The sequence below is a fragment of the Klebsiella sp. AqSCr genome (genome assembly GCF_008452795.1).
In the GTDB taxonomy this organism is placed as follows: domain Bacteria; phylum Pseudomonadota; class Gammaproteobacteria; order Enterobacterales; family Enterobacteriaceae; genus Klebsiella; species Klebsiella pneumoniae.
The window spans coordinates 1247741-1265358 of the sequence record NZ_MJDM01000005.1; the positions used below are offsets into that span (position 1 = coordinate 1247741).

General features: G+C 54.5%; 18 protein-coding genes and 2 tRNA genes. 9 read left to right on the forward strand and 11 right to left on the reverse strand.

Going from position 1 to position 17618, the window contains the following annotated elements; genetic code table 11:
• Window positions 1-94 precede the first annotated feature (94 nt).
• A complete protein-coding gene (gene tcyJ / locus BHE81_RS10140) occupies window positions 95-895 on the reverse strand; it encodes a cystine ABC transporter substrate-binding protein (RefSeq protein ID WP_004141135.1) in 801 nt (266 codons plus the stop codon).
• A 200-nt stretch (window positions 896-1095) separates the two neighbouring features.
• Here tcyJ and amyA point away from each other — a divergent pair, with 200 nt between their 5' ends.
• A complete protein-coding gene (gene amyA, locus BHE81_RS10145) occupies window positions 1096-2583 on the forward strand; it encodes an alpha-amylase (protein ID WP_004189225.1) in 1488 nt (495 codons plus the stop codon).
• A 41-nt stretch (window positions 2584-2624) separates the two neighbouring features.
• On the opposite strand, the gene yedD is transcribed toward amyA, so the two are convergent.
• A complete protein-coding gene (gene yedD, locus BHE81_RS10150; RefSeq protein ID WP_004189223.1) occupies window positions 2625-3059 on the reverse strand; it encodes a lipoprotein YedD in 435 nt (144 codons plus the stop codon).
• 372 nt (window positions 3060-3431) lie between these two features.
• Between yedD and rcsA the strand changes: the two genes are divergently transcribed.
• Window positions 3432-4055, forward strand: a complete 624-nt coding sequence (gene rcsA, locus BHE81_RS10155; RefSeq protein ID WP_023316165.1) for a transcriptional regulator RcsA — start codon at window positions 3432-3434, stop codon at window positions 4053-4055.
• 32 nt (window positions 4056-4087) lie between these two features.
• Here rcsA and dsrB read toward each other — a convergent pair whose 3' ends face one another.
• A complete protein-coding gene (gene dsrB, locus BHE81_RS10160) occupies window positions 4088-4279 on the reverse strand; it encodes a protein DsrB (RefSeq protein ID WP_002911586.1) in 192 nt (63 codons plus the stop codon).
• A 133-nt stretch (window positions 4280-4412) separates the two neighbouring features.
• On the opposite strand from dsrB, the gene BHE81_RS10165 reads away from it, so the two are divergent.
• On the forward strand, window positions 4413-4634 hold the full coding sequence (locus BHE81_RS10165) for a YodD family protein (protein ID WP_002911589.1): 222 nt from the start codon (window positions 4413-4415) through the stop codon (window positions 4632-4634).
• Between the two features lie 299 nt (window positions 4635-4933).
• Here BHE81_RS10165 and dgcQ read toward each other — a convergent pair whose 3' ends face one another.
• Window positions 4934-6613: a cellulose biosynthesis regulator diguanylate cyclase DgcQ gene (gene dgcQ / locus BHE81_RS10170; protein ID WP_064839217.1), complete on the reverse strand. Its 1680-nt coding sequence runs from the start codon at window positions 6611-6613 to the stop codon at window positions 4934-4936.
• A gap of 115 nt (window positions 6614-6728) precedes the next feature.
• Window positions 6729-7640, reverse strand: a complete 912-nt coding sequence (locus BHE81_RS10175) for a DUF808 domain-containing protein (protein WP_040251752.1) — start codon at window positions 7638-7640, stop codon at window positions 6729-6731.
• A 183-nt stretch (window positions 7641-7823) separates the two neighbouring features.
• On the opposite strand from BHE81_RS10175, the gene yedA reads away from it, so the two are divergent.
• Window positions 7824-8735 carry a drug/metabolite exporter YedA gene (yedA, locus tag BHE81_RS10180; protein ID WP_004184683.1) on the forward strand — a complete coding sequence of 304 codons (912 nt, stop codon included), beginning with the start codon at window positions 7824-7826 and terminating at the stop codon, window positions 8733-8735.
• Here yedA and BHE81_RS10185 read toward each other — a convergent pair.
• From BHE81_RS10185 to drpB, 4 genes are all read right to left on the reverse strand, one after another.
• The gene (locus tag BHE81_RS10185; protein ID WP_004200342.1) at window positions 8710-9204 is read right to left on the reverse strand and encodes a very short patch repair endonuclease; all 495 of its coding nucleotides are present in this window, start codon (window positions 9202-9204) and stop codon (window positions 8710-8712) included. The genes yedA and BHE81_RS10185 overlap by 26 nt on opposite strands.
• Entirely contained in the window at window positions 9185-10585 is a 1401-nt protein-coding gene (locus BHE81_RS10190; protein WP_074185334.1) for a DNA cytosine methyltransferase, read from the reverse strand. The genes BHE81_RS10185 and BHE81_RS10190 overlap by 20 nt, the downstream gene beginning before the upstream one ends.
• Window positions 10586-10661: 76 nt before the next feature.
• Window positions 10662-11369 (reverse strand): phosphohydrolase, encoded by a 708-nt coding sequence (locus BHE81_RS10195; RefSeq protein WP_149888800.1) that lies wholly within the window; start codon window positions 11367-11369, stop codon window positions 10662-10664.
• A gap of 42 nt (window positions 11370-11411) precedes the next feature.
• Window positions 11412-11693, reverse strand: a complete 282-nt coding sequence (gene drpB / locus BHE81_RS10200; RefSeq protein ID WP_019705175.1) for a cell division protein DrpB — start codon at window positions 11691-11693, stop codon at window positions 11412-11414.
• A gap of 538 nt (window positions 11694-12231) precedes the next feature.
• Between drpB and ompC the strand changes: the two genes are divergently transcribed.
• Window positions 12232-13377: a porin OmpC gene (ompC, locus tag BHE81_RS10210; protein ID WP_002911596.1), complete on the forward strand. Its 1146-nt coding sequence runs from the start codon at window positions 12232-12234 to the stop codon at window positions 13375-13377.
• Between the two features lie 272 nt (window positions 13378-13649).
• Here the strand turns inward: ompC and BHE81_RS10215 are convergent.
• Window positions 13650-13739, reverse strand: a tRNA-Ser gene (locus BHE81_RS10215).
• 90 nt (window positions 13740-13829) lie between these two features.
• Between BHE81_RS10215 and mtfA the strand changes: the two genes are divergently transcribed.
• From mtfA to BHE81_RS10235, 4 genes are all read left to right on the forward strand, one after another.
• Window positions 13830-14630: a DgsA anti-repressor MtfA gene (mtfA, locus tag BHE81_RS10220; RefSeq protein WP_004227143.1), complete on the forward strand. Its 801-nt coding sequence runs from the start codon at window positions 13830-13832 to the stop codon at window positions 14628-14630.
• A gap of 100 nt (window positions 14631-14730) precedes the next feature.
• A tRNA-Asn gene (locus tag BHE81_RS10225) sits at window positions 14731-14806 on the forward strand.
• 352 nt (window positions 14807-15158) lie between these two features.
• The gene (locus tag BHE81_RS10230; RefSeq protein WP_224709691.1) at window positions 15159-15911 is read left to right on the forward strand and encodes a LysR substrate-binding domain-containing protein; all 753 of its coding nucleotides are present in this window, start codon (window positions 15159-15161) and stop codon (window positions 15909-15911) included.
• Window positions 15912-16211: 300 nt separating this feature from the next.
• Window positions 16212-16448 (forward strand): hypothetical protein, encoded by a 237-nt coding sequence (locus tag BHE81_RS10235; protein WP_004212965.1) that lies wholly within the window; start codon window positions 16212-16214, stop codon window positions 16446-16448.
• Window positions 16449-16646: 198 nt separating this feature from the next.
• On the opposite strand, the gene ldtA is transcribed toward BHE81_RS10235, so the two are convergent.
• Window positions 16647-17588 carry a L,D-transpeptidase gene (ldtA, locus tag BHE81_RS10240; RefSeq protein WP_016946076.1) on the reverse strand — a complete coding sequence of 314 codons (942 nt, stop codon included), beginning with the start codon at window positions 17586-17588 and terminating at the stop codon, window positions 16647-16649.
• Window positions 17589-17618: the final 30 nt, after the last annotated feature.

The following is a 17618-nucleotide window of genomic DNA, read 5'->3' on the forward strand; positions in this document are numbered from 1 at the left end:
GCCCCTCCTGACTCAGTTATGCTTCATTATGCACACAGTTACGCGCTAAATAAAAAAAGGCGCTTCCAGGAGCGCCTTTTTTCACCGCTGTCCGTTATTTCGTCACGTCAGCGCCAAACCATTTCTCGGACAGCGCCTTCAGGCTGCCATCTTTCTGCATGTCTGCAATCGCGCCATCTACCGCTTTCAGCAGGTCGTCGTTGCCTTTACGCAGCGCAACGCCAGCTTCCTGACGAGAGAAGGCTTCGCCGGTTACCGCCAGCGTATTGTTGGTTTTCTTCACCAGATCCAACGCCGCCAGACGGTCTACCAGAATGGCGTCAATACGGCCTACACGCAGATCCTGGTATTTGGTGGGATCGTCATCATAGGTACGGACGTCCACGCCCTGGACATTCTGACGCAGCCACTCTTCATAGTTAGTGCCCAGTCCGACGCCCACTTTCTTGCCTTTCAGATCCGCCGCGGTTTTAATCACGCCTTCGTTACCCTTCTTCACCAGCGCCTGCACGCCGGAGACGGTATATGGGGTGGAGAAATCGTATTTCTTCTTACGTTCGTCAGAGATAGTGACCTGGTTAATCACCACGTCGATACGTTTGGAGTCCAGCGAGGCCAGCATACCGTCCCACTTGGTCGGTTTGAGATCGGCCTTCACGCCAAGATGTTTCGCCAGTTCGTTAGCGAATTCCACTTCAAACCCGGTCAGCTTGCCGTCATCCCCCTGGAAACTAAAGGGAGGGTAGGTGCCTTCGAGGCCCACGCGTAGGGTGCCGCGCTCTTTAATCTGATTGAGCAGGTTTTCCGCCGCAAAAGTTTTCACGCTGACGCCAGCCATCAAAACAACGGCCATCGCGCCCATCATCGCCTGACGACCCAGAAGTGCTAATTTCATAGATACCCCGAAGGTTAGGATTTTCCTGTAGTGTAAGGCGCTTAACGCCCTGACACCAACATCGTTACGCTACATCTTATGCAAATTTATTATATATGATCCGCTTTAGGGTATAGCGAAAATCAGGGCTTTCCTCACCCTTTTTGCTGGATATCTCCCATACTGCAAAGGTCAGCCTGTTGACGTCTGGAGCATGGAAGATGAAAAACCCCACCTTATTGCAATGTTTTCACTGGTACTACCCCACCGGCGGCGAGCTGTGGCCTGAAGTCGAAGCGCTGGCGCCCAGCCTGAATGAAATCGGCATCAATATGGTCTGGTTGCCACCCGCCTACAAAGGCGCCTCGGGCGGTTACTCCGTCGGCTATGATACCTACGATCTCTTTGACCTCGGCGAGTTTGATCAAAAAGGGTCTGTCGCCACCAAATATGGCGACAAAGCGCAGTTGCTGGCGGCGATCAACGCCCTGAAGGAGCACAATATCGCCGTGCTGCTGGATGTGGTGGTCAACCATAAAATGGGCGCTGATGAAAAAGAGGCTCTGCGCGTTCAGCGCGTCGATGAGCAGGATCGTACGCAAATTGACGAGGAGATCATTGAGTGCGAGGCATGGACTCGCTACACCTTCCCGGTGCGCGCCGGACAGTATTCGCAGTTTGTCTGGGACTACAAATGTTTTAGCGGCATTGACCACATCGAGAACCCGACGGAAGACGGTGTGTTTAAAATCGTCAACGATTACACCGGCGAAGGCTGGAATGAACAGGTCGATGATGAGCTCGGCAACTTTGACTATCTGATGGGCGCCAATATCGATTTCCGCAATCATGCAGTGACCGAGGAGATCAAATACTGGGCGCGCTGGGTAATGGAGCAGACCGGCTGCGACGGTTTTCGTCTTGACGCGGTCAAGCATATCCCCGCCTGGTTTTATAAAGCGTGGATCGAGCATGTTCAGGAGGTGGCCCCGCAGCCGCTGTTTATTGTAGCGGAATACTGGTCCCATGAAGTGGAGAAGCTCCAGCAGTATATCGACCTGGTCGAGGGCAAAACGATGCTGTTTGATGCCCCACTGCAGATGAAATTTCATGAAGCGTCGCGCCAGGGCCGCGATTATGACATGAGCCAGATTTTCAGCGGGACGCTGGTGGAAGCCGACCCTTTCCATGCCGTCACTCTGGTCACCAATCATGATACGCAGCCGCTGCAGGCCCTAGAGGCGCCGGTTGAACCCTGGTTCAAGCCCCTCGCCTATGCGCTGATCCTGCTGCGGGAGAATGGCGTGCCCTCGGTCTTTTATGCCGATCTCTTCGGCGCTTCCTATGAGGATACCGGCGGCGACGGAGAGACCTATGCCATTGAGATGCCCGTTATCGAACAACTCCACGAGCTGATCGACGCCCGTCAGCGTTTTGCCCATGGCGTGCAAACCCTTTGGTTCGATCATCCTAACTGCATCGCCTTTAGTCGTAGCGGTACTGACGACGATCCAGGCTGCGTGGTGATCATGTCCAATGGCGATGAGGGCGAAAAGACGCTGACGCTGGGCGAAAACTATGGCAACAAACGCTGGCGGGATTTTCTCGGTAACCGGGAAGAGATTGTCGAAACCGATGGCGAAGGCTGCGCGACCTTTACATGTAACGGGGGGAGCGTGAGCGTGTGGGTGTTAGAGGAGGTATTGTAGTCCTCTGACGCCGGGCGGGCCAGCTATGGCCCGCCAAAATCTCAGCGCGTGGAGGCCGGCGCGCTGACGGGCCCCGTCGCTCGCGCTTTGGCCCACGCCTTCTCGCACTCCGGAGTGAGACGTTCAACACGGGACAACGTCATCCGATCGTAGGAGATCGTGTTGCCCTCGCGCTCGACAGGATAGATGTCCAGGGAAGCGGTCACGTTGTAGATCTCACTGTCACGATTCATCAGTTTCCCCGGCTGCGCAATCACGCGCTGCCACTGGCGGCAGTCGAAGGTGTCCCCTTCTTTGGTGACAATCAGGCTGGCAATGGCGTCAGGACTCATCATCGCGCTCTGCGGCCCTTTCGTTTGCCAGAAACCTGCAAGGCCAGCCGGCGCCGGCGCTTTAACGACGTCCTCATAACGATCAACCTGTACGCAACCGGCCAGCGCCACCACCATGCCAGCAAAAAATAACTTTTTCATCATTCATCCCACAAGCCGATAAAAAAGTATTGTGGCATTAAAGCGTTAAGCCTTCCACCCCCACCGCAAAGGGATAAGCGAGCAAGCCAGCAACCGCTAACGTGGGTTTCATTTGAAGCAAGGAAATTCTGAAAGTAAAAGAATACTGGGGGCGTAACCATAGCATCTATGGGCACTTTTTGTTTTTAATTCGGTCACACTACCGGTTCTTGACTTTACTTTAAGAGTTTTCCTGGCAAATTATATGCATAGATGCGGAATAGTTTAATGGAGCTAATGGGTTCTTTCTAAACCTACTATTATTATCGCCCGCAAGGACTGCTTCGCACAGCCAGTGCGAAGTGTATATCGTTACGTGTTGATTGAGGATGGGTCATGTCAACGATGATTATGGATTTGTGCAGCTATACCCGGTTGGGATTGACGGGATATCTGACCAGTCGGGGAATTAAAAAACAGGAAATCATTGAGGTCAACAGTGCTGCGGATCTGCAGAAACACTGTACGTCGTGTTGCCCGGCGGTGGTGTTTCTGAATGAAGACTGTTTCGTGCATGATGATGAAAGTAATGGCATTATTCGCCAGATCATTACGCAAAACCCGGCGACGCTGTTTGTTATCTTTATGTCGCTGGCGAACATCCATTTTGACCGCTATTTGCGGGTACGGAAGAATCTGCTAATCAGTTCAAAATCGATAACCCCAAAAGACCTTGATGTTATTCTGGTTAATTATCTTAAATACAAAAACACCAGTGTAGGGCAGTTAACTTTACCGACATTGTCACTGAGTAAAACAGAATCAAATATGCTGCAAATGTGGATGGCCGGGCATGGTACTTCGCAAATCTCAACGCAAATGAACATCAAAGCGAAGACGGTATCGTCGCATAAAGGCAATATTAAAAAGAAAATACAAACGCATAATAAGCAGGTGATTTATCATATCGTTCGGCTGACCGAAAACATCACCTCCGGTATTCAGGTAAATATGCGCTGAAACAAACTGGCGGCGCTCCCGCCAGTTCAGTTTTACGAGACCTCTTTTTCCACGAAAATCCCATCCGGGTGGCCTATTTCATTAAAAAACCAGATCCCCAGAGGATAGTCTTCCAGTGAAACCAGATACATCGTTCCTTCACTAAACGACTCAATCGCCAGCACTACCCCCGATCGACGTGGGCCACCGTCGGTCTTCACCGTGACACGATCGTTCACCTGCATAATCATCTCCTCTATATTTTCAGCCAGTGTAGAACAAAACCACGCAACTCGCAGCGTCGCGGCACGTGACTGGCGCTTTTTTAGACCGGCTATACTTAGAGAGGCTTGAGCAACGCTCAGCGAGGGGGTAATGATGAAGCACCAATTAACAGGCCAGACCGGGGACGACCTTGACGTCAACGTAGATGCCCTGCTGGCGGCGATAAATGAGATCAGCGAAAGCGAAGTCCATCGCACGCTGGACGACCCGCAGCGCGCCAGCATCGATGGCCGCGGGTCACATACCTGGCGTGAGCTGGCGGAGGCATTCGAACTCGATATTCACGATTTCAGCGCCAGTGAAGCCAACCGTTAGCGGCAGGCGAAAAAAATCCCGACTCGCAGGAGTCGGGATCAAACTTGCTAATGCAAGAAGCACTTGAAAATTCGTTACACCGGGAAATCCGATGCGTTGAAACATTATCCTCAATTATTTTGCATGACAAGAGATATTCATGACGCAAAATATTGAGAATGTTGGCGCCTGGTGACTGACCGGGCTGCAAGGCTGATGTGAGAAGGCTTAGCCGCAAACCGGTTTCATTCGATAGCGCGATCGCCTGCGATCACTTTAAGATAATTCTCATTTTCCCAATCGACATCGAAACGTTTTACTCACGCTGCGCTGCGAAAACAGACCTGGTTACGCCCATTTTGCTTGGCCAGATAGAGTCGCCCATCGGCCACCGACTGCAGCGCTTCAAACTGATACTCCCCCCGCTCTTCGCTGGCGCTCACCCCTAACGAGGCGCTAACCCGCAGCGTCACGTTGTTATGCAAAAAGACTTCCCGTCCCTGGATACGCTGGCGCAATCGCTCCGCCACCGCCGCCGCTTCCTGCAGGGTGGTATTCGGCATCACGATACAAAACTCTTCTCCGCCCACTCTGCCCAGCAGATCGCCCTGCCGAATCGCGCTGGACAGCGTACTGGCCACCATCGACAGCACCCTGTCCCCCGCCTGATGACCATAGCGATCGTTGATGTGCTTAAAATGATCCAGATCGAGCTGGATCACCGCCAGCGGCCGTCCGCTGCGCTGGCAGTCGCTGGCTACCGCCATCGCCTGTTCAAACAGCGCCCCGCGATTGAGCAGGCGGGTCAAGGCATCGTGCCATGCCTGCCACTCCAGAGAGGTTTGCAGAACGCTCATGTTGCGGACCATGCGGCGGATCACCAGCCAGGAGAGCAACAGCATCAAGGTGAAGAGGACCCACATCAGGGTCAGGGCGATGGTGATGGTGCCAAAGTTCCCGCGGACGCCTTCCCGCAGAGTGTGGATCCGCAGCAGCACGCCGTCAAAATTGCGCAGTTTGGCCCAGCTGATATAGCGCGTCAGCAGACGCAGCCCTCCCTGGTTATCATGGACAAACGCGCGGCTCAGCAGCTCCTGCTCGCGCGGCGACAGCAGGGTCAGGACATTCCCCGGCGCGGAAGAAGCCAGCAGGTTCAAATGGCTATCATAAAGTTGGTACTCTCCCTCTTGTCCCCCCTGCATGGCGCTAACCAAAAACGCTTTGATTTCACTGACTGAGAAATCCATCGCCAGCACGCCGCGCCAGTAACCGGCAAAATCCAACGGTATCGAAGCGGTGACCACCTGCTCTTCCAGCTGCGGGTCATCGTCAGGAAAGGTTTGCCAGATAACGCCTCGCCCCGGATTATTTCGCTGGGTCTGGCGGGTAAACCACGGAGCGCCGAGGGCTTGGGAATAGTGCGTTATCACCTGCGACTCATCCCGCAGCGGCAGGGTCGAGGTAAAAAAGCCGCTACGAGAGATATACTGCATCCGCTCGGCGAAATCGCGATCGTGCTGCGTCAGATTTAGCAGATAACCCAGCTCGAGCGTCGCCATTAGTTCATCAGCCGCCAGCGGATCGTCCACCAGCAGGATAGGGTTGTGGCCAGCGACGCTGCCTGAGATGCCAAACACCGGCAGCGTACGCCGATTCGGTAGCGCCACCCGCCAGGCCTGCTGATGGCGCTGGCTCAGATAGCGTTGGCTGGCCTTACGCAATACATCGATATCAAGCGGCTGTTCGAGCGCCGCCTGCATCCCATGGCGAAAAAACATCATTCTGTCGATGTTGAACTGCAACAGCCCATCCATTTCATGAGCGACGTTAGCCAGATTGTTACGCTGGTTGGCCACGTAGGCCTCTTCCAGGACATTGATTTCACGCCAGATCAGCAGCGTGGAGAAAAACAGCACTGCGATAAAACAAGCGTTAACCACATGCGCCGGGCGAGCCAGGTGGTAGCACTTTTTTAACTTCAACCGCAGTGGCTTATCCATCTTTCTCTCGCAATACGTTGCGCAAACCTCGCGGCGTCAGCGCCCCGGTCTCTGTCGATACCCGGGGCGTTTTCAGGGTAGAACACGCGGCGCCGTTACGCTGCGTTTCGCCATGCTACTTTCCAGCGCCACGCAGGCTGCTCACCGCCTTAACGCCCGCCAGCACCACCGCGCCGATGATAAAACCCAGCACCAGGTTGGCGACGACCGGCAGCGTGGAGGCCATCACCCCACCCAACCCCGCGCTCCAGTGCTCGATGGCATGATGCAGCGGCGCAATACCGTGAACGACAATCCCCCCGCCGACGAGGAACATGGCCAGCGTCCCGACGATGGACAACACCTTCATCAGGCGGGGAGCGACGGCCAGGAGCCCTTTACCCAGCCACTGCGCCAGCGCACTACGTTTTTCCGCCAGCCAGTAACCCATGTCGTCCAGCTTGACGATCACCCCCACCAGGCCATACACCCCGACAGTGACCAGAATCGCAATCCCCGAAAGAATAAGGATTTGGTTAAGCAGCGGAGCTTCCGCCACGATGCCGAGGGTAATGGCGACAATTTCCGCGGACAAAATAAAATCGGTGCGAATCGCGCCTTTTACTTTGTCACGCTCAAAGGCCAGCGGATCGCGCTCCGCCAGCGCGGCGAGACGCTGCTGCCGCCGTTCAGGATCCTCTTTGTGTTTCCGCGCTTCCAGACTGTGCAGTACCTTCTCCACCCCTTCGAAACAGAGAAACGCGCCGCCCAGCATCAACAATGGCGTAATCGCCCAGGGGATGAAGGCGCTGATCAACAAAGCCAGTGGCACGAGGATCACTTTGTTAACGAACGACCCTTTCGCCACTCCCCAGACCACGGGCAACTCGCGATTCGCCCGCACGCCGGTAACCTGTTGGGCATTGAGAGACAAATCGTCGCCCAGCACCCCCGCCGTTTTTTTCGCCGCTACCTTGCCCATCACGGAAATATCGTCCAGCAGCGTGGCGATATCATCAAGTAATGTTAAAAGACTACTTCCTGCCAAAATGATTTTCCTTCTCTTTTCATCAATGTCTCCCTCGAGTATGCGTTAAAAAACGGCCGGTGCCCAAGGTACAATTAGTCAATATAAATTTAACAACCTGACGCAAATTAACCACTCGCCAGCACGATAGTTTTCACGTTTACTATATGTCCCCTTTCTATCTCTGCACCGTCGTGAGGAAGTATGTCTACCCGTCAGCTTTTACCGCTCATCGGGGCGCTGTTTGCGCTGTATATCATCTGGGGCTCTACCTATTTCGCTATCGCCGTCGGGGTCGCCAGCTGGCCGCCGCTAATGATGGCCGGCATTCGTTTTCTCGCTGCCGGCGTGCTGTTGCTGGGGTGGCTACTGGCCACCGGCCATAAGCTACCGGCGCGTCGTCCGCTGCTTAACGCTGCGCTGATCGGCGTGTTGCTGCTTGCGGTTGGCAACGGCTTCGTGACGCTGGCTGAACATCAGCACGTTCCGTCAGGGATCGCGGCGGTGATGGTCGCCACCGTACCGCTGTTCACCTTATGCTTCAGCCGCTTTTTCGGCATCGCCACCCGTAAACTGGAGTGGCTGGGCATTGCCATTGGCCTTGCGGGTATCGTGATGCTCAACAGCGGAGGCAACCTGAACGGCAACCCCTGGGGCGCACTGCTGATCCTGATTGGTTCCCTAAGCTGGGCCTTCGGCTCGGTTTACGGTTCGCGAATCGTACTGCCGACCGGCATGATGGCGGGGGCAATCGAGATGCTCGCCGCCGGGATCGTCCTGCTGGCGGCCTCATGGCTGAGCGGTGAAACCTTAACCCGCGTCCCTTCCTGGTCCGGGATCGCCGCCCTGGCCTATCTGGCCATCTTTGGCTCGCTGATCGCCATTAACGCCTACATGTTTTTAATCCGCAATGTCACCCCGGCGGTCGCCACCAGCTACGCCTATGTTAATCCGGTGGTCGCGGTGCTCCTCGGTACTGGGTTCGGCGGCGAGAGCCTGTCGCTCATTGAGTGGCTGGCGCTGGCGGTGATTATTTTCGCCGTAGTGCTGGTGACGCTGGGGAAATATCTCTTCCCCGTCCGCAGCGAGGCTACTCCTTGTAAGGCGTCGAAGTAGTCGTCAGTTCGCGGATCCCCTGCGTATCGATCTGCGCGTCGTGTCCGGCGCCGCAGATCCACTCTTCCAGACGTTCGGTGAGCGCCGCATCACTCAGCCTAAGGCGCCCGCGCAGGGCGCATTCCCAGATGATTAATACCCGCCAGCCCTCTTCGGCCAGCTTTTGCCGGTCGCGGGCGTCGCGCGCCACGTTACCGGCGATTTTGTCCAGCCAGAATGCCGTGCGGGTGGCCGGCACCTTAAACAGATAGCAGTCATGGTGATGCCAGAAACAGCCGTGAGTAAAGATAACGCAACGGTAGTCGGGTAAAGTGAAATCGGGACGTCCCGGCAGCGCGCGATCCTGGGCAACAAAGGTGAATCCCGCCCCGGTCAGCAGCGCCGCTATCCGCTTTTCGATCGCCGTATCGCGCGTGGCGATCGCCCGCATATTTTTACTGCGCGTCGCTTTATCGTGAACATCCGCCATCATTATCATCCGCTTCGCGGCGCGCCACCGCCTGAGCGATGCGCGGCGCCAGGAGTTTCGCCACCGCGGCGAAGACCGGAACCACCACCGAGTTGCCAAACTGACGATAGGCCTGCGTATCCGATACCGGGATGCGAAAACGCGCCCCCTGCGGGGATTCAAAGCCCATCAGCCGGGCGCATTCGCGCGGCGTTAACCGGCGAGGGCGCCGCTGTTGATTCAGCGGATCGTCAAAATGCTTCTCACCGAGCGGCCGGTCCCAGCCGCGATCGACGAGAATTTCGGCACCATCTTTATAGTAGCGGGCAGAAAGCGTCCGGGCCACGCTGTGGGGATTGGCGGGGTCAACCAGGCCATAACCAAAGCCATTGCCCCGCGCCTGATGCTTGCGGGCATAACGATAAAGATATTTCCACAGCACCGGCGTAAGAATAAATTTCGCATCGACCGTCGGCTCCAGTAGCTCGCCAAATGTTGGCCGCACCGCCGGGTACTGCGCCGCGATGTCGCGCAGCGTAAATCCAGCATGCAGCTGCAGATCGCGACGGAAACCCACCAGCACGATGCGCTCCCGGTGCTGAGGCAAGAAATGGCGCCCGTCAATCACCTTCGGGTCATCCGGCCCGGTATGCTCCGCGTCAGCTACTTCATATCCCAGCTCATCCAGCGTCTGCATGATGATACGGAAGGTGCGCCCCTGATCGTGGCTTTTGAGGTTTTTGACATTCTCCAGCACAAAAATCGCTGGCTGACGAGCCGCGATAATTCTCACCACGTCAAAAAACAGCGTTCCCTGGGTTTCGCAGGCAAAGCCATGCGCACGGCCCATCGCATTTTTCTTAGAGACGCCGGCAAGCGAGAAAGGCTGGCAGGGGAAGCCAGCCAGCAGCACATCATGCTGAGGGATAGATTCACGAATATGCCGCGCCGCCTCCTCGTCGCTAACGTCAGAGCGTTGGCTGAGGGTAATATCGCGGATATCTTCATTAAAACGGTGCTGCTGCGGATCACAGTACCAGTTGGCCTTATAGGTGCGTACCGCGTGCTTGTTCCACTCGCTGGTGAAAACGCACTGTCCGCCGATGGCTTCAAAACCACTGCGGATCCCGCCAATACCGGCAAACAGATCGATAAAACGGAACCCATAGTGCGGATGATGGGCCGGCGGCGAAGGCAGGAGCGTCGCCAGATGAGCAACTTCCTGCGGGCGCAAACGCTCCGCCGCGCGGCCAAGCGCCGCCACGCGCTTGAGGATCGCCGCGCTCCAGTGCTGTTCGCCGACGCTCACCAGTTCGGCAACCAGCGTTTTTACATCGTAGATCGTCATCAGCTGACGCAGCAGCGCCTCAGCGTCTTCCCCGGCCTGTTCAGCCAACGACAACGACCTGTGTTCCTTGCTTAACTTTTGCGGCATATCCTCAACCAACGCGGACGATTTTGGCAGAGAGTACCATAAATCACCGGTCGGTTGACGCCTGCGGTGCAAAGCGGCGCAAAACCGCTTCATCCAGCGCCAGCGGCTCCCCCTGCAGCTCCGCGCTGAGCTTAGCCATAAATTCGACGAGAAAACGGGCATTATGCTGCGCCATCGCTTTCCCCTTGTCAGTTTGCATGGTTTCCGGCAGGCGCAGAAGTTTGCACTGGAAATGGTCGAGGGCATATTTGCGGTCATCCAGCGCCCGCCGATCAGCAAAAGGATCTTCGGCATCAAACAAGATGGTATTCAGAGCGCCGGCGACAGCGAAGACCCTCGCCAGACCAATGGCTCCCAGCGACTCGAGTCGATCGGCATCCTGAACTATTTTCGCCTCCAGCGTGCGCGGTGGGATCGCCGCGCTGAAGCTGTGCGCCTCGATGGCATGGCTGACCGCCGGGTAACGATCCGCAGGAAAATCAGCAAAGGCCGACTGCAGAATGGCGAGGGTTTTCTCGGCGGCCATCATCGAGGATCGACTTCGCTCCGGATGATTTTTTGGCAAGCTGACGATGTCATGAAAATAGCAGGCCGTGAGGAGTACCAGCCGGTCGACTTCCTCCCCCGCGGCCAGCTGAGTGGCGGTCGCCCAGACGCGACGAAAATGGGACAGATCGTTTGCGGCGTCATCCTGCGCATGGTGCGTCAGTATCCAGCGCTCAAATCGTTGCTGCCAGTCAACCAGGTCCATAGGCTTTCCTTTTTCTGAGGGTCAGCCTCGAGCATAGCAATTTTAGCGCTGATGATCCTGCTCGCCGCGGGATGGACGCGTATACCAGACGACCGCGCCGAGAATAGAGCCAATGCCGCCGAGGACCAGCATACCCAACAGGGCGCCAAGCCATTTCCCGGCCGTTGTTCCAAAATCACCCTCCACGCTGGCGCCGGGAACGCTGTGAATTTTTCCCACTACCCACCAGTAACGCACAATGACCCAGACACAATATCCGCAAAAAGCATACAACGCCCAGAGCGCAAGTTTCCCTCCCGGGCTGCGTTTTGCCTGCACTTCCATCTCATTCCTCTCCGTGACACAACAGACTACTGTCACTCAAAACGTGACATGCATCACATTATACCGCTAACCTGCGTCACAGGCAGCAGTTTCATCTTCGTCTTCTGCGCCTTCTCGCGACTTATGCTGCCAATGCGCACAGGCTGAAGAGATGTCCTTATTATCTCCCGTACGCTTAAAGCTATTCATTCCTTAATTATCGCAAGCTGGGTTGATAATCCCCTGGATATTTACATTCACACAAAATAAATTCCCATAATGAATAATGTACTTGATTATTATTTGTGCAATTTATTTCATAAAATTAACAACGACCTGCAAAATATACAATAAAGCGTTGCTATATAATAAAATAATGAATTTTGCACAAACATCAAAATTTAATATAAAGAACCACTTAGAAATATTTTGAAATGTTTAACATTATTTATTTACATATTTTATTTTAAATAAAGATGAACTTAGTCGTTAGTATCGGATCGTCATTCCGGAGGGATTGTCATAATTCATAGAAATTATTATTAAAAGGGAATATATAATGAAAAGAAAAGTACTGGCACTCATGGTTCCGGCATTATTAATGGCTAGCGCCGCTAATGCCGCCGAAATCTATAACAAAAACGGTAATAAACTGGACCTCTACGGGAAAGTTGACGGCCTGCATTACTTCTCTGACGACGCTTCAGAGGACGGCGACCAGACCTATGTTCGCTTTGGTCTGAAAGGCGAAACGCAGATTACTTCCGAGTTAACCGGCTACGGTCAGTGGGAATACAACATTCAGGCGAACACCAGCGAAAAAGAAGGCGCGAATTCCTGGACCCGTCTCGGCTTTGCCGGCCTGAAGTTTGCCGACTGCGGGTCGCTGGACTATGGCCGTAACTACGGCGTGGTCTACGACATTGAATCCTGGACCGATATGCTGCCGGAATTCGGCGGCGATACCTACACCCAGACCGACGTTTACATGACCGGCCGTACTAACGGCGTGGCCACCTACCGTAACAGCGATTTCTTCGGCCTCGTCGACGGCCTGCATTTCGCCCTGCAGTATCAGGGTAATAATGAAAACGCCGGTTCTGGCGAAGGCACTAATAACGGTGGGAAACGTAAGCTGGCGCGGGAAAATGGCGACGGTTTTGGTATCTCCAGCTACTACGATCTCGATATGGGCATCAGCTTCGGGGCAGCGTATTCGTCTTCTGACCGTACCCATAACCAGCTGGCGGCCGCGCGTAGCAGCCAGCGTTATGCCAACGGCGATAAAGCCGATGCCTGGACCGTCGGCGCGAAATATGACGCCAATAACATCTATCTGGCCGCCATGTATGCTGAGACCCGCAACATGACCTTCTATGGCAACGATAGTTTTGGCGGAATTGCCAACAAAACGCAGAACTTCGAAGTGGTCGCGCAGTATCAGTTCGACGACTTTAATTTACCGCTGCGTCCGTCGGTGGCCTATCTGCAGTCGAAGGGTAAAGATCTCTACGCCTATTCTCGCTACGGCGACAAGGATCTGGTCAAGTATGTCGACGTGGGCATGACCTACTACTTCAACAAAAATATGTCCACCTATGTGGATTATAAAATCAACCTGCTGGATGAAGACGACCGCTTCTACAAAAACAGCGGTATCGCGACCGACGATATCGTCGCCCTCGGCCTGGTCTATCAGTTCTGATCCCCGTCAAAGCCCGCGTTCAGCGGGCTTTTTTATGTTCCCGCTCCGTTGAGATCACTCTTTTCGACATTGCCGCTTTCCAGGCGTACCTTCCCTCTTTATGATGCGTTTAAGCTCGTTCGGGCTAAAAGCGGCGATAAGGTGCCAAAAGGATAAAGCGCGCTACCGCGACTCTACGCTGAAACCAGGACGATGATGATGGTGATACCCCAGCGCAGGCGTTATACCTGAAGCTAACGGTGTTATTGAAGGGAAGGTTAGAGCAAGAAAAGTGGCGGAGAGAGGGGGATTTGAACCCCCGGTAGAGTTGCCCCTACTCCGGTTTTCGAGACCGGTCCGTTCAGCCGCTCCGGCATCTCTCCGCTGTGATGGTTGCTATAATGCCAGGATCTTTGGCATTTTAATAGCTCCCGTTTCGGTAATTGTGTTCAAGTGACGACTTTGCGAGCAATATGATGTTTAAATGGCCCTGGAAAGCAGATGATGAGTCCGGCAACGCAGAGATGCCCTGGGAGCAAGCGCTTGCCATTCCGGTTTTAGCCCATCTTTCGTCCACTGAGCAGCACAAGCTCACGCAGATGGCTGCCCGTTTTTTACAGCAAAAGCGGCTGGTGGCATTGCAGGGGCTGGAGCTGACCCCGCTGCATCAGGCGCGCATTGCTATGCTCTTTTGTCTGCCGGTGCTTGAGCTGGGCATTGAGTGGCTGGATGGCTTCCATGAAGTGCTGATCTACCCTGCCCCTTTCATCGTCGATGATGAATGGGAGGATGATATTGGTCTGGTCCACAACCAGCGGGTGGTACAGTCGGGACAAAGCTGGCAACAGGGTCCTGTAGTGCTGAACTGGCTGGATATTCAAGACTCTTTTGATGCGTCAGGCTTTAACCTTGTGGTGCATGAAGTGGCGCATAAGCTTGATACGCGGAACGGCGACCGGGCCAGCGGCGTGCCGCTTATCCCGTTGCGTGAAGTTGCCGGCTGGGAGCATGATCTCCACGCCGCGATGAACAACATTCAGGATGAGATCGATCTGGTAGGCGAAAGCGCCGCCAGTATTGACGCCTATGCCGCCACCGATCCCGCAGAATGCTTTGCTGTCCTCTCGGAATATTTTTTCAGTGCGCCTGAACTGTTCGCGCCTCGCTTCCCGGCCCTGTGGCAGCGTTTTTGCCACTTTTACCGCCAGGATCCGCTGGCGCGTAGACGTGAGAATGGCCTGCAGGACGAAGGCGATCGGCGCATTGTTCACTAAAACAACGTGTTGAGCTAAATTTAGCCATTTGAATCAGCAGGTTAATTTTAGTGTTGACACAAAAATGCGAGGCCAGTAGTATGCGCCTCGTTCACACGATTCCTCTGTAGTTCAGTCGGTAGAACGGCGGACTGTTAATCCGTATGTCACTGGTTCGAGTCCAGTCAGAGGAGCCAAATTTAAAAATCCCGCTCAGGGAAACCTGAGCGGGATTTTTGCTTTCCGTGATCCTCTCCGCTCCCCAAGCATGCAATCTTATCCTGGTGTAGGTGCTATTTTCTTGCTATGAGGCAAGCTGAACGGCCGTGAGCCCCACGCTCCCGCAAAGGCTTAAATAAAGGCGGTTTAACCGTGCCGGACCATACCTGGGTGTAAGGCAATAATGCGCGGTTCCAAAAAAGATCGGCAACACCGCCGCTTCTGACATCTCTCCGCCAGCGGGTATAAGCAGCATCGTACCGTAGGTACCGTCCAAGGTTCCGTATGTGATCCCCGCAGGTGAAAAGCAGCGATGCTGCTCCCAACCTTATGGCTACAGACTTTCGATCCGGCGGTAACCGCTGGGTCTGCCGCTGCGTAGCAGACATGGAGGATGCTGAAAACAGCCTGTCCAGTGCGGCGATGACGCCCAGGGGACGGCTACGGGTGGATGTACCGAGTCCGCTGGCCCGTCTTATTCTGGTGCCGGCGCTACCGGCTTTCCACGCCCGCTACCCTGATATCCAGATCGACATGGGTGTGAGCGACCGGGTAGTGGATCTGATCGGCGACAACGTGGATTGCGTTCTGCGCGGTGGTCAAATCACCGACCAGTCCCTAATCGCACGCCATGTCGGCGATTTGCAAATCGGCGTCTACGTCGCCCCCAGCTATGTGGAACGCCTTGGCGCTCCCGCACACCCGCGCGAGCTGCAAAATACTGACCATTGCATAGTGGGATTCTTGTCCTCACGCACCAGTAAGATTGATCCTTTGGTACTGTGCAGTGAGAATGAACGTATTGATATCACGGGCAACTACGTACTTGCCGTGGATGATGGCAATGCTTACCTCGAAGCTGGGTTAGTTGGCTTAGGCGTGATTGCGCTGCCCAACTATATGGCGGCAGCGCATCAGGCCGTTGGCGCTTTGATTCCATTATTTACACAATGGCGGATTAGCCCAATGTCTCTGTACCTGGCGTTTCCACCGAACCGCCATGTCAACGCCAAGCTGCGCGTTTTTATTGACTGGATCGTTGAAGTGATGCTGCAGCATGTCCCCATTACCAACAATAAGTAACGACATCCCCTGATTCGCTTATCAGCGGCGATGGGGGTCATTCCCGTTGTTTTGAACGAAAGTGAATAATAGAAATCGTTTTCCCAATTTAAATATTTATAACGAATCCAAGAACTATAATGCGGAATTGCCGTCCTATTCGGGATTCGCTGTAAATATTTCCCTAACACTAGCCTGTTTACCTAATTACAGTATTCATGGGATTACCGATGAGGTACACTTTCTCTTTAATATCGTCATTCCCGTATCATTCATTATAATGATAGGAAATTGCATTTAATAAAATAAGGATATTAATTTATGACAAAAGGTATAAAAATTTTCATCACTGTAGTCTTCGTGATTCTGGCATTGTTGAGCGGCATGATGAGCTTCATGATCGTCGGGATGGGGGTCAGCGGTAGTGGCTGTGGTCAGGAGTGTTTTGATAATATGGATTCTGCAAAATTCATTAGTATTATATTCTGGATATTGGCTATCATAAGCGGTATCTTCGCTTTCATGGACAATGGCAGCCAAAAAAAAGATCCTCAGTAACAATATTAAGTCCATAGATATATTTGCAGACTTTATCATCCCCTCCTGAGCATCTCCTGGCGCCCTCATTAAAACGCCATCACCGCCACTATTGATAAGTTAAGGATCGGTTTCCCGATCCTTATTCCCAACAACGTTGAATGCATCGTCAGCAAAAGAGCCTTCTTACAATAGCCGTTAATCAGACTAAACGACCCGCTACAAACTTCCCTGCGCCGCTGTGGCGCTGATATTCACCGGCATGCCGGAGCGGCGCTGCAGGGTCTGCTCGACCTGGGCAGGGCTCACTCCCGGCCCCTGGGTAAAGTCGCGCAGCGCCGAGGTCATCGGCAAGGGGACTTTTCTGTCGGATTCAAACTCCGCGCGGTTGCGCGACAGCGGCTCGTGCACCTCCAGCCAGTGACTGCCGTCCGGCTCCACGCTGTACTTCACCGGCTGATCGATCAGCTGAACCCGCGTCCCAACCGGCACGTTATCAAACAGGAATTTAATATCGTCATTGCGCAGGCGGATGCATCCCTGGCTGACGCGCAGCCCAATACCAAAGTTGGCATTGGTACCGTGGATGGCGTAGAGCCTGCCGATGTAGATCGCATACAGCCCCATCGGATTATCGGGCCCGGGGGGCACCATCGCCGGCAGCGTTTTGCCCTCTTTCGCATACTCGCGGCGGGTATTGGCGGTTGGCACCCAGGTGGGGCCTTCCTGCTTACGCTCTACTGCCGTCACCCAGTTACGCGGCGTTTCGCGTCCCGCCTGACCAATGCCGATTGGCAGGACTTCGACGCTATTGCCCAGCGGCGGGTAATAATAGAGACGCATTTCGGCAACGTTGATCACGATCCCTTCGCGCACGGTGTCGGGCAGGATCAGCTGTTGCGGAATGGTCAGCGTCGAACCGGAGCGTGGCAAATAGACATCGACCCCGGGGTTGGCTTCCAGCATATTGCTTAACCCCTGGCCGTACTGGGCGGCAAAACTTTCCAGCGGCTGGGTGTTATTGTCCGGAACGGCAATGGTAAATGCGCTGCCCACCAAACGGCTCCCCTCCGGCGGCAGCGGATAGCTGACGGCCAGCGCGCCGTGGCTGGCAAGCAGCATCAGCGCCGTACAGAGTAATTTCACACGCCGCATCGTCATTTTCCCTTCCTCAGTCGCGACTCACGTGTG

What these genes read in the sequence shown, in the direction of transcription:
- mtfA (WP_004227143.1), top strand. Translation starts at nt 13,830, where the DNA reads ATGATGTTTAAATGGCCCTGGAAAGCAGATGATGAGTCCGGCAACGCA.
- BHE81_RS10195 (WP_149888800.1), bottom strand. Translation starts at nt 11,369, where the DNA reads ATGGACCTGGTTGACTGGCAGCAACGATTTGAGCGCTGGATACTGACG.
- drpB (WP_019705175.1), bottom strand. Translation starts at nt 11,693, where the DNA reads ATGGAAGTGCAGGCAAAACGCAGCCCGGGAGGGAAACTTGCGCTCTGG.
- dgcQ (WP_064839217.1), bottom strand. Translation starts at nt 6,613, where the DNA reads ATGGATAAGCCACTGCGGTTGAAGTTAAAAAAGTGCTACCACCTGGCT.
- ompC (WP_002911596.1), top strand. Translation starts at nt 12,232, where the DNA reads ATGAAAAGAAAAGTACTGGCACTCATGGTTCCGGCATTATTAATGGCT.
- BHE81_RS10230 (WP_224709691.1), top strand. Translation starts at nt 15,159, where the DNA reads ATGGCTACAGACTTTCGATCCGGCGGTAACCGCTGGGTCTGCCGCTGC.
- rcsA (WP_023316165.1), top strand. Translation starts at nt 3,432, where the DNA reads ATGTCAACGATGATTATGGATTTGTGCAGCTATACCCGGTTGGGATTG.
- BHE81_RS10165 (WP_002911589.1), top strand. Translation starts at nt 4,413, where the DNA reads ATGAAGCACCAATTAACAGGCCAGACCGGGGACGACCTTGACGTCAAC.
- BHE81_RS10185 (WP_004200342.1), bottom strand. Translation starts at nt 9,204, where the DNA reads ATGGCGGATGTTCACGATAAAGCGACGCGCAGTAAAAATATGCGGGCG.
- amyA (WP_004189225.1), top strand. Translation starts at nt 1,096, where the DNA reads ATGAAAAACCCCACCTTATTGCAATGTTTTCACTGGTACTACCCCACC.
- BHE81_RS10235 (WP_004212965.1), top strand. Translation starts at nt 16,212, where the DNA reads ATGACAAAAGGTATAAAAATTTTCATCACTGTAGTCTTCGTGATTCTG.
- dsrB (WP_002911586.1), bottom strand. Translation starts at nt 4,279, where the DNA reads ATGCAGGTGAACGATCGTGTCACGGTGAAGACCGACGGTGGCCCACGT.
- yedA (WP_004184683.1), top strand. Translation starts at nt 7,824, where the DNA reads ATGTCTACCCGTCAGCTTTTACCGCTCATCGGGGCGCTGTTTGCGCTG.
- yedD (WP_004189223.1), bottom strand. Translation starts at nt 3,059, where the DNA reads ATGATGAAAAAGTTATTTTTTGCTGGCATGGTGGTGGCGCTGGCCGGT.
- tcyJ (WP_004141135.1), bottom strand. Translation starts at nt 895, where the DNA reads ATGAAATTAGCACTTCTGGGTCGTCAGGCGATGATGGGCGCGATGGCC.
- ldtA (WP_016946076.1), bottom strand. Translation starts at nt 17,588, where the DNA reads ATGACGATGCGGCGTGTGAAATTACTCTGTACGGCGCTGATGCTGCTT.